Below are 10,718 nucleotides of genomic sequence, written 5' to 3'. Positions count from 1 at the left end.
TCAGCAGAATCATTCAACGCAAAAATAAAAGCCTTTAGAGCACAGTTCAGAGGAGTAAAAAATGTAGAATTCTTCCTCTACAGATTAACCACAATTTTTGCATAAACACAACAATTAGTCATGATCCGGAGAAAGTCCAGATCCTGATCGTAGATTAGAGCAGCATAATTCACATTATTTTAAAAATAATTATACCAAAGGAGCAAACGATTGGATTATCAAATTGAAGTTTGAAACAACCACAAAAGAAGATGCCATTATTTTAGAAAGATTCATCAAGAAGATGAAAAGTAAGAAATTCATTGAGAAAATTATTTCAAAGCCAGCGATACTTATTGAGATTTTAGAGAAAACAAATTAGTCCCTGGTTCCCCCAAATAGTCGGGGCTGGAGGCACCACCTTAAAAACCCCTTGACATTTGTCTCGGGGTTTTTTTAATTTATACACTATGCATTATCTCTATATTATTTATTCTGAAAAACTTAATAAATATTACACCGGAGAAAGTCCAGATCCTGATCGTAGATTAGAGCAGCATAATTCACATTATTTTAAAAATAATTATACCAAAGGAGGAAACGATTGGATTATCAAATTGAAGTTTGAAACAACCACAAAAGAAGATGCCATTATTTTAGAAAGATTCATCAAGAAGATGAAAAGTAAGAAATTCATTGAGAAAATTATTTCAAAGCCAGCGATACTTATTGAGATTTTAGAGAAAACAAATTAGTCCCTGGTTCCCCCGAATAGTCGGGGCTGGAGGCACCACCTTAAAAACCCCTTGACATTTGTCTCGGGGTTTTTTTAATTTATACACTATGCATTATCTCTATATTATTTATTCTGAAAAACTTAATAAATATTACACCGGAGAAAGTCCAGATCCAGAGCATAGATTAATACAACATAATAGCCACTATTTTCAAAATAACTTTACAAAGGCGGCTGAAGATTGGATCATCAAATTAGAGTTTAAAACAAGAACCAGAGATGAAGCAATCTTTTTGGAACGATTTATCAAAAAAATGAAAAGCAAAAAGTTTATTGAGAAAGTTATTTCTGAGCCTTCAGTACTTCCTGAGATTTTAAATAAAGCAAAATAGTTCCTGGTTCCCCCGATGCTTCGGGGCTGGAGGCACCACCTTAAAAACCCCTTGACATTTGTCTCGGGGTTTTTTTAATTTATACACTATGCATTATCGGATCAAGCCTAATTGTGGATCAAGTCCAAAAGTTGTGGGATTTCGATATTAAGCTAGAGACTAAAGTCAATAAAGCCCTAAAAATCTATTTTCGATGCTTATCGGCGATCTCCTTTAATTTTTCTACACTTAAAGGTTTGCTCAAAAAACCTGAGACTTCTTTATATGATTTAGCTTTGTCTCTGTCTGAATGCGCTATGGAAGATGTAACTATATAAACGATGGTTTTCTGATGAAAATTTGGTCTATGAAGCTTTAAATTGTCTAAAAATTGCCATCCATCCATCTTTGGCATATTAATGTCCAGTAGAATAATTTCCGGGAGTGATTTTTCAGGGGATTTAAAATCCTCGAAAGCTTCAATCCCGTCATTATAAAAAGAGATGGAATCAAAATCACCGGTGTGCTCAACTACCTTTTTTATAATAAGTTGATAAATTTGGTCATCGTCTATTACACAAATGCTTTCTTTCATTAAAATATAGTTTAAATACACTTCCAACACCAAATTCACTTATCACTTCTACACTAACTCCCATAACATCCATTTGAATATGAGTTATAAATAATACAACTTCTTGAAAATTTGGGTAAGTGTTTTATACAAACCGAAAAAATTGTCAGCCTTCCGCTCCAAAACTATCCTATCTCCAGATTAGTACTATTATTTACTACTTAATAGAGCTCCTCTAAAACATGATTGAAAGTTTCAGTAGTAAAAACACCTGAAAATGAAGCCCGAGAGTATAATGCTAAGTTGACACAGGCAAGATCGAAGCCGGATCTGGATCAGGCCTTTGAACTCAAGTACGATTTTAGATCCTGGAGTCCTTTTTCCCAACCTTCGCGATGTACCACCAAGGCTTCTTCATCCTTCAGGTTTTTCTGATTTACGTGGATGCGGCTTCCGTTGGAAGTTTCAGAAAATTTCACCTCCAACTTGTACAGGCTTTCCTCTACAGGATTTTTCGGCAAATTAAAGTTCCAGCTGTAAACCAGCAGCTCATCATCGATAACTTTCTCGTATTCCCCCTTGATAAGAAGGATTGGTTCTTCCCCTTCCCCGCCTGCTTCATAAAGGACTGATCCGCCGGGAGTGACATTGTTCTCCACTTTAGTAAGGGAATTACCCATTGGCTTCCACCACTGCTTCAATGACTTGGGATCTATCCAGGCCTTATACAACTCCTTCACCGGCACTTCAAATTCCTTCTCGACCTCAAATGATAATTCCTTATTCTTATCCATAACTTTTGTTTTAATTAATTTTTTGCTGTTTTTCTTTTACTTCTTTTTAAATGGTTACCAATAGAACCGCAAAGATTGGCCTTGATCGCACCCTTTTTTGATTCAGTTTAGTACAAGTCTTTCTCTAAACACATAAAGCAAAGTATAGCAGGAGTGCAATATTAATGACCTCAGCATATCACCCATTGCATCGAGAACCATATTCCAATCATCACTCCAATTATCTGAGTAGACAACTTCATACCGCTCCTCCATACCTTTCATAAACAATGTTTTAGCAAGAAGAATCAATTCTCTTAAAAATAAAGAAATCAAACTTTTATTAAGTTATCGATATGTTAAATTACCTGTGAAAAACAAATATTAAGAATTGTTTATATCTATAATTAATCAAGATCAGTGAAATTTTCAGTTATCAACACTAAATTCTCAGAAGGAAATATTGGCGATGAATTTGTTTTTTTATCCGATGCCATGATCAATTGAGAAAAATTTTATCGCTGAATATAAACTATGCCGCACTTATTAGCGGAACAATTTTATAAGCAGAGAAATATGCTTGATGTAGAAAACAACTTCAAATTATACATATAAGAAAAGAGAGAGAGTTATAGCATATATTATAAATCATTGTCGTCCGACAAAAGATATAAGATCGCTGCGCTGCTAGATTCAAGATGTAAGACTTCATTTCAACTAATTGAAAATCAATATTTTAATCTGCGTGAATTTTTCAAAAAGGAAAAAATAATTCTGTGTTCCAATAGCAAGCTCCTAAACATTGAAAACAGTCTTAATCCACGTTACTTCTAGCCTCACCGAAATCCAGAATTTTTTTTACCGGACAATACTAATTATAAATAAATAGCCTGTAAAAATCAAGAACCTCGGGGCAAGCCCAGGAGGTATGTCCCGATGGTTCGGGAGGAAAATACTTTTAAAAAATCGAGGCAAGCCCGCCTGAATGTTTCGGGCAGGCCTCGGGGAACCTGCCCAGCCGGTCAGGCGGATTAAACCCTCAATGAGGGATTAAAAAAGACTAAACACGCTTCTATCTATGTTCTTTAATTATTTTTTCAAGACAGTCTACACTTACAGGCTTGCTTAAAAATCCAGATATCTCATCAAAAGAATTTGCTTTCTCTCTGTCGGAATTAGCTATAGAGGAAGTAACTATATAAATAATAGTTTCATTTTTAAAAGTTGGGCGATGTTCTATCAGGCTTTCTAAAAACTGCCAGCCATCCATTTGTGGCATATTGATATCCAATAAAATCAATTCCGGGAGGACAACGTCAAGATCTTTGAAATCTTCTAGCGCATAGATCCCATCATTATAGAATTTGATGGTTTCAAACTGAGCTGTTCGTTCAATGATCTTCTTTATGATCATCTGATAGATCATATCGTCGTCTATTACACAAATGCTCTTTTTCATTTAAAATATATTTTAAATACACTTCCTACGCCAACTTCACTTTCCACTGCTACGCTTCCTCCCATAGCTTCTATTTGATTGCGGGTAATAAACAATCCAACTCCTCGAGAATTGGGAGTTTGTGTAAATGTTTTATACAAGCCGAAAATCTTGCCGCCATGACGCTCCAAATCTATCCCAACTCCATTATCGGCAATCTCTAAAATCCAATCTCCGTTCTCTTTATAGCCAAGAATTGAAATTTCCAATTTCCTTTTTTGCTCCCTGTATCTTATTGCATTTGTGCGAAAGTTTAAAAGCACACTTTCCAGATAGGCTGCATTAAATTTAACGATCATTTCATCTGGGACATCCCTTTTAATTATAGCACCTTTGTCGCTAATTTGCATTTCTAAGAGGTCTATTGTTTTATTTAAAAAGGCATTGATTTGTAACGACTCTATATTCAGGTCGAGATTAGTACTGATAGATACAACTTCATTGAGATCTTCTAAAGTATGATTTAAAGCATTCCCTACTTTTGAGAGTAAGCCTATATAGTTAAGCTTCTCTTCTTCAACACTGGTTGTATTATACAGGTTCAAAATTGCCTGAATATTACTGGAATGAGACCTTAAATTATGGGAAACTATGTAGGAGAAATTTAATAACCTCCTATTTTGCTCCATTACCATTTGGTAAGATTTATTTAAATTTATCTCGGCTTCCTTTTTCTCACTTACGTCTCTAAAATTGCCTACAAATCCTTTTACAGAAGAATCTTCCAGCAAATTTGTGATTGTGGACTCTGCCCATCTCCATTCGCCTTTTTTATTCTTTGCCCGAATTGTAAAACCAGAAATGGGTTTAGATGGAAATTTCATGGCTTCTAAAATTTGCTTATCCAATTCTGCAATATCTTTAGGGTGGATTAAGGAACTAAGATTTACTGAGTTTATTTCTGCTTCAGAATAACCTGCTATTTTTTGGATTGCAGGGGAAGAATAGATCGCTTGCCCTTTTCTATTGAAAATAGTAACAACTTCACCCCCATTTTCTACTAATGCACGATACCTTTTTTCGTTTTTCATTAGCTCATTCTGTGCAACTACTCGTTCTGAAATATCTTCAATAATTGCAATATGGGTACTCCCGGAAGTATCTTTTTTCCAAAGTGGAGAAACGGACAGCTTAACCCATAAGACATTACCGCTTTTTTGAATGAGTCGCTTTTCTAAACTGTATTCTCGTATGTCTCCATTTAATAATTGCTGTATTAATGCTAAATTCTCATTAATTTCAGAAGGATGAGAAATCTCTCTAAAATTCATTCCATTTAGTTCTGATGCACTATAACCACTTAGCTCTCTAAATCTTTGATTGGTCTCCAAAAATTTTCCGGTTGCAGTTTCCACTCTTACCATTCCAACAGCTGCTTGGTTAAAAATTGTCCTAAACTTTAATTCACTTGCAGCCAACTCCCCAGCTTGAGAATTCACCAAGGCCTGTAGTCTAATAGGTTGTTTAAATAGGAGAGTTACCACCCATCCCAACCAACTGGCGATTAAAAGAATAAAAAATGCCATTGGTATAAGCTCGTAGAATGCTTCTTTTGGGTTTTTAAGCGCTATGTAAAATTTCCAATCTCCGTCTGGCAGAAGAATGGTTTCTGAAATATTATATTCTATATCTAAATCATTCTGAAGGAAGAATTGTTCCTCATTAGATTCTGGGTTTATTTTAGAGAATTGAAAAATATATTTCTCTCCAGCCAGTTTATTTAATTCTGCCTGCTCTAATAAACTTTCAAGCTTTATTATGACTGCCGAAAAGCCCCAAAACTTATTATTCTTAAAAACAGGTAACCTACCAACAACTGCTGTCCCTCCTTGCAATAGATCAAAAGGACCTGCAAAATACATTTTTCCAACATCTATTGCCTTAAGTGCTTCTTTTCGAGTTTTAGGATCTTTTAAAATATCGTATCCTATAACTGCCTTATTGGCTTGATATGGATAAACTTTACGAATCACCCCTCCCGGAACCATTTGGACTACATCTATCACAGGATATTGCTCTAATAAAAGTGGAGCATATTGTTCGAAATCTCTAATGTTTCCCTCGTCATCTATAATTAAGCCCATACTTAATGCAACAGAATAACTATCCTTTAAAGAATTATTCAGGTTCTTTTCCACAAGGTCCATCACATTAATCATTTCCCTTGCTTCAGACTCTCTTATAATCTGATAACTCTGGAAAAGAAGAAAAAAACCTAATAAAAAAAGAAAGACAAACGAAAAAACACCTGCCAGAATTGGCCGGGAAAGGAAATTGCTTTTGAAACTGAAAGAACCCTTATTGCGGCTCATCTGTAGTAGGGTGTATTTTTTTATAAATCCCGATAAATATATATATTTAAAAACTATAACGGTTAGTTATAGTTAATTAATAAAGAGGTCAATAAGCATGCCTATTTAGACATCACTTTTTGAGGATTTTAAAAAATATTTTGGATTTACTCCATACTTTTCTTTGAAGATTTTAGAAAAATAACTCCTATTGTTCAACCCAATGGCAATAACGATCTCTGAGATGTTTTTTTCAGAATTCATCAACATATCCTTTGCAGCCTCTAACTTTATATTTTGAATATACTTATTTACTGTAAGATCGTACACATATTTAAATCCTTCCTGAAGCTTATTCACATTAGTACCCGCTTCCTTTGCTAAATTCTCTACTGTTAAATTACTGGCTAAATCACCAGCTATCCTTTTAGTAACATAATCTACTTTTTGAATATCAGACTTTCTTAATATTTTAGGTAATTTATCCTCAGCTTCATCATCCTGATATTGTGCAATCTGTACTACTAACATCTGAAAAGATTTTCCTTCAAGAAAAAGAGATCTCAAAAATCCTGAATGCTCTTTGCTATTCATCTGGTCCATGAGATTTGCCGCTTTTATACTATAGTTTCCTTGATAAAAAAATTGATGTTTAGAAACCTCATCTTTAAAAAGAGTCTTTAAAGTATCGTCCAGATCTTGAAAATTATAGTTCGATCTATGAGAAAAAGTGGCGCGTATTATTTCTAAACTAGATACATGCGTTTGCACATTCGCTTTAAAATAAAGTACATGTCCATTGTATCCACTGCTGGAAACAATAATATTTTGATAGGCTTCAATACTGTTCAGTTTCTCTGTGTCTTGAAATGAATGCGAAACTTCCCCTACAGAGCAAAAAATAAATTTTAGGGGATGTATACTATTTAAGGTAAAATGAATTTCAACGTCTTCATAGAATTTGCAATTATAAGAGATCACCCCAATCCCAGAATCAAAACTCGAAGCATTTATAGTGCCCTCGCCAAATTCTTTTGGAATATTTAAAATTTGTTCGCTACCATCCATATCTAGAGAAGCATTTAAAAATTCAGAAATATCCTGTATGATCTGATTAACCGGTAAGGTCTTTACTGCAATTTTCATAAAACAATTTTATAATATTAAAGCCAAAATTTTAGTTCCCATAATTATTAAAATCCTGAATACTATTTAAACAAAATAGGCAACCAAAAATAAGTCAAGGTTTCAGATAATACAATGTAATTAACAAATAACAGCAAGATTAATGAGAATAACGTTATTCATAAAATTATTAGCCTAAAAACTAAAATTGTTAAGAAAAGTTAATTTATTCAGGATTAGCGTTAATTTTTTTTGCAAAAACGTCCATAACTCAGCTTTATTAAATCCAACTTCGCTCCACTAATAAATTCTTATATAGAATTATCCATTCACTTATAACTTTTACATGACCACAGTATTTATCTTATTAGCATTGGAAGTTTTACTTGTTGTATTTGTAACCATCGTATTAATTCGTAAAAACAATTAAACCTTTCTTAAAATTACCATTTAACAGTTATTTGGTCATAATTACTTCATAATCTTATTTCATAATTTTTTTATCCACTTATTTTTTAAATACCTTGTTGCGGAAGTTTATTGATAAGGTCACCAATAAAAGTTTAGACCCACAGAAGTCTCAAATCATTAATTTAATTTTAAAATTGCCAATTGGCTTATTTCAGAATAATTATAGATATTACTGAGCTTTTAAAATCCTAATTCCTTTAATTGAAACCAATGTTACCAAAAACTCGTAAGTATATCGTAGCCTTTACGATTAATTAAACATGCTATAAAATATAAATATGTCTAAAACCTATTATGATCCTGCCGACTTAAGAAAATTTGGAAATATTTCCGAATGGAATGAAGAGTTAGGCACTAAATTTTTCGATTATTATGGAAAAGTTTTTGAAGAAGGCGCTCTTTCTGCTCGTGAAAAATCATTAATTGCTTTAGCTGTTTCCCATGTAGTACAATGCCCTTACTGTATAGATGCATATACAAAGGACGGTTTGCAAAGAGGTATAGATAAGAAAGAAATGATGGAAGCTGTGCACGTTGGAGCTGCAATTAAAAGTGGCGCCACCTTGGTTCATGGAGTTCAAATGATGAATAAATACGATAAACTTAGCATGTAATTTGCTGGGTGCAGCATTTTAATTATTCCTACCAGTTTGTTTTTTTATAATAGTGAATTAAAAAATATATGGCTTTATTAAAATCATTGGCAGCGAGAGAAGACGATCTTTCTAACCCTGCCAACCAATTAAAATTTTTAAGCAACGGAATCTTCAAAAAAGGAGAATTGCCATTGTTTAAAGATAAAATAGCCGAAACAGATCACTTCCCCTTAAAACCTAAAAAACTGGAAATTCTCCAGTTAAATTTAGGCTATATGTGTAATCAAGTATGTTCCCATTGTCATGTAGATGCTGGCCCAGATCGCAAAGAGATCATGACTATAGAAACTATGGAGCAATGTCTTGAGGTTATTAGAAATACAGGAGCGCATACACTAGATCTTACTGGAGGTGCCCCGGAAATGAATCCTAATTTTAGATGGTTTGTAGAAGAAGCTTCAAAAGCAGGGATTAAAGATTTTATTGTAAGATCCAACCTTACCATTATTTTGGCCAATAAGAAATATCACGATCTGCCAGAATTTTTCAAAAAGCACAAAGTTCATGTGGCATCTTCTCTTCCTTTTTATAAAAGAGATAAGACAGACAAGCAACGTGGAGAGGGTGTTTTTGATAAATCCATAAAAGCTTTACAAATGCTTAACGCTGTTGGATATGCTCAAGAAGGAACTGGTTTAAAGTTAGATTTGGTTTATAATCCTTCAGGAGCGTTTTTGCCAACAAATCAAGAAGCCTTACAAAATGACTTTAAAGTTGCGTTAAAAGAAGATTTCAATATAGATTTTAATAGTTTATTCGCAATTACTAATCTTCCTATCAGTAGATTTTTGGAATATCTAATAGCTTCAGAAAATTATGAAGATTATATGTATGCACTTGTTGAAGCCTACAACCCCACCGCTGTAGAAAATGTAATGTGCACCAATACTATTTCTATTAGTTGGGATGGTTGGTTATATGATTGTGATTTCAACCAGATGTTAGGTCTAAAAGTGGACAGTAAAGTTCAACATATCAGCGATTATAATGAAGATCTTTTAAATGATAGAAATATCATTATTTCCCAACACTGCTATGGTTGTACTGCAGGTGCAGGAAGTAGTTGTCAAGGAACAGTTACATAATCTTAGTTTTATATTAATATGACCATAAAACAAGGCTTTTTACTCTTTTTCATATTTCAACTCGGGCTAATAAATGCTCAGGAATCTCTGGATAAATTATTATCTAAATATAACTCTCACAGTATTCCTTATATTTCTGTGGAAGAGCTAAAGATGCAAAGTGATAATGAAAAAGTCTTTATTCTAGATGCTAGAGAAAAAGAAGAGTTTGAGGTAAGTCATCTTAAAAATTCAATTTATGTAGGCTATAATAATTTTTCAGCTAAAAATGTTACTTCAAAAATTAAAGATAAGAGTGTTCCAATTGTTGTTTATTGCTCTTTAGGGATTAGGTCTGAAAATATTTCAGAAAAACTTAAAGATGCAGGATATACAAACATAAAGAACCTTTATGGAGGGATTTTTGAATGGATGAACAAAGGCTACAGCGTCTACGATTCTTCTAATAATGAAACTCAAAAAATCCATGCCTTTTCTAAGCATTGGACAAAATATTTGAACAAAGGCGAAAAGGTTTACAAACCATAATTCTTTAAAATTCTAATGAATTTGGATCAAAAAAATTTACTCCTCATTTTTACCCGAAATCCTGAGTTAGGCAAAGTAAAAACCAGACTTGCAAAAGACCTGGGAGATCAAACTGCTTTAGATATCTACAAATTCTTATTAGACCATACTGTTTCGATTACCGAATCTTTACCCATCACCAAAGAAGTTTATTATTCAGAACAAATTCATGAGAATGATATCTGGGATGCATCCATTTACAATAAGAAGCAACAAGTAGGACAAGGTCTTGGAGAGAGAATGGAACATGCATTTGCTGCGGGGTTTAAAAATGGATATTCTAATATTATAATTATTGGGAGTGACATGTACGATATCACTTCCGAAGACTTAATGGAAGCTTTCAAAAAATTAGACAATAACGATTTTGTAATTGGACCTGCGGAAGATGGCGGTTATTATTTATTAGGAATGAGCAAGTTGAAACCTGCTCTATTTGCTAATAAAGAATGGGGAACCAATACCGTATTAAAAGATACTTTACAAGATTTAGACAAAGAGAACAAAGTCCTTTTAGAGGCTAAAAATGATGTAGATTATTTTAGTGATATCAAAGAACATAGCGCTTTTCAACAATTTTTTCAATAGAGAA

General features: G+C 33.4%; 11 protein-coding genes and 1 pseudogene. 7 read left to right on the top strand and 5 right to left on the bottom strand.

Features of this window, described 5'->3' with window-relative positions; translation table 11 throughout:
* Positions 1 to 139 precede the first annotated feature (139 nt).
* The 3 genes and pseudogenes from ES724_RS17035 to ES724_RS14180 all read left to right on the top strand — a co-directional run.
* Positions 140 to 361, top strand: a pseudogene (locus ES724_RS17035) (GIY-YIG nuclease family protein); the annotation flags it as partial.
* Positions 362 to 449: 88 nt separating this feature from the next.
* Positions 450 to 734 carry a GIY-YIG nuclease family protein gene (locus ES724_RS14185; protein WP_146934004.1) on the top strand — a complete coding sequence of 95 codons (285 nt, stop codon included), beginning with the start codon at positions 450 to 452 and terminating at the stop codon, positions 732 to 734.
* Positions 735 to 822: 88 nt separating this feature from the next.
* Complete coding sequence (locus tag ES724_RS14180) at positions 823 to 1,107, top strand: GIY-YIG nuclease family protein (protein WP_146934002.1); 285 nt, start codon at positions 823 to 825, stop codon at positions 1,105 to 1,107.
* Between the two features lie 184 nt (positions 1,108 to 1,291).
* On the opposite strand, the gene ES724_RS14175 is transcribed toward ES724_RS14180, so the two are convergent.
* From ES724_RS14175 to ES724_RS14155, 5 genes are all read right to left on the bottom strand, one after another.
* Positions 1,292 to 1,681, bottom strand: coding sequence for a response regulator (locus ES724_RS14175; protein WP_146934000.1), 390 nt, complete (start codon positions 1,679 to 1,681; stop codon positions 1,292 to 1,294).
* Between the two features lie 314 nt (positions 1,682 to 1,995).
* Positions 1,996 to 2,454: an SRPBCC family protein gene (locus ES724_RS14170; protein WP_146933998.1), complete on the bottom strand. Its 459-nt coding sequence runs from the start codon at positions 2,452 to 2,454 to the stop codon at positions 1,996 to 1,998.
* 1,051 nt (positions 2,455 to 3,505) lie between these two features.
* On the bottom strand, positions 3,506 to 3,892 hold the full coding sequence (locus ES724_RS14165; RefSeq protein ID WP_146933996.1) for a response regulator: 387 nt from the start codon (positions 3,890 to 3,892) through the stop codon (positions 3,506 to 3,508).
* The gene (locus tag ES724_RS14160) at positions 3,889 to 6,243 is read right to left on the bottom strand and encodes a PAS domain S-box protein (RefSeq protein ID WP_146933994.1); all 2,355 of its coding nucleotides are present in this window, start codon (positions 6,241 to 6,243) and stop codon (positions 3,889 to 3,891) included. Before ES724_RS14160 ends, ES724_RS14165 begins: the two co-directional genes overlap by 4 nt.
* Positions 6,244 to 6,348: 105 nt before the next feature.
* Positions 6,349 to 7,368, bottom strand: a complete 1,020-nt coding sequence (locus tag ES724_RS14155) for a helix-turn-helix domain-containing protein (protein ID WP_146933992.1) — start codon at positions 7,366 to 7,368, stop codon at positions 6,349 to 6,351.
* 728 nt (positions 7,369 to 8,096) lie between these two features.
* Here ES724_RS14155 and ES724_RS14150 point away from each other — a divergent pair.
* The 4 genes from ES724_RS14150 to ES724_RS14135 all read left to right on the top strand — a co-directional run bounded on the left by ES724_RS14150 (position 8,097) and on the right by ES724_RS14135 (position 10,714).
* Positions 8,097 to 8,432 carry an arsenosugar biosynthesis-associated peroxidase-like protein gene (locus ES724_RS14150; RefSeq protein WP_026836552.1) on the top strand — a complete coding sequence of 112 codons (336 nt, stop codon included), beginning with the start codon at positions 8,097 to 8,099 and terminating at the stop codon, positions 8,430 to 8,432.
* Positions 8,433 to 8,500: 68 nt separating this feature from the next.
* Positions 8,501 to 9,559, top strand: a complete 1,059-nt coding sequence (gene arsS / locus ES724_RS14145) for an arsenosugar biosynthesis radical SAM (seleno)protein ArsS (protein WP_146933990.1) — start codon at positions 8,501 to 8,503, stop codon at positions 9,557 to 9,559.
* An 18-nt stretch (positions 9,560 to 9,577) separates the two neighbouring features.
* Complete coding sequence (locus tag ES724_RS14140; RefSeq protein WP_146933988.1) at positions 9,578 to 10,087, top strand: rhodanese-like domain-containing protein; 510 nt, start codon at positions 9,578 to 9,580, stop codon at positions 10,085 to 10,087.
* 15 nt (positions 10,088 to 10,102) lie between these two features.
* A complete protein-coding gene (locus ES724_RS14135) occupies positions 10,103 to 10,714 on the top strand; it encodes a TIGR04282 family arsenosugar biosynthesis glycosyltransferase (RefSeq protein WP_146933986.1) in 612 nt (203 codons plus the stop codon).
* The last annotated feature ends 4 nt before the right edge of the window (positions 10,715 to 10,718 follow it).

The organism is Gillisia hiemivivida, from assembly GCF_007997295.1.
GTDB classification, from domain to species: domain Bacteria; phylum Bacteroidota; class Bacteroidia; order Flavobacteriales; family Flavobacteriaceae; genus Gillisia; species Gillisia hiemivivida.
Note: the sequence above shows the minus strand (reverse complement) of the source record. Positions and strands in the feature narration are given on the sequence as shown.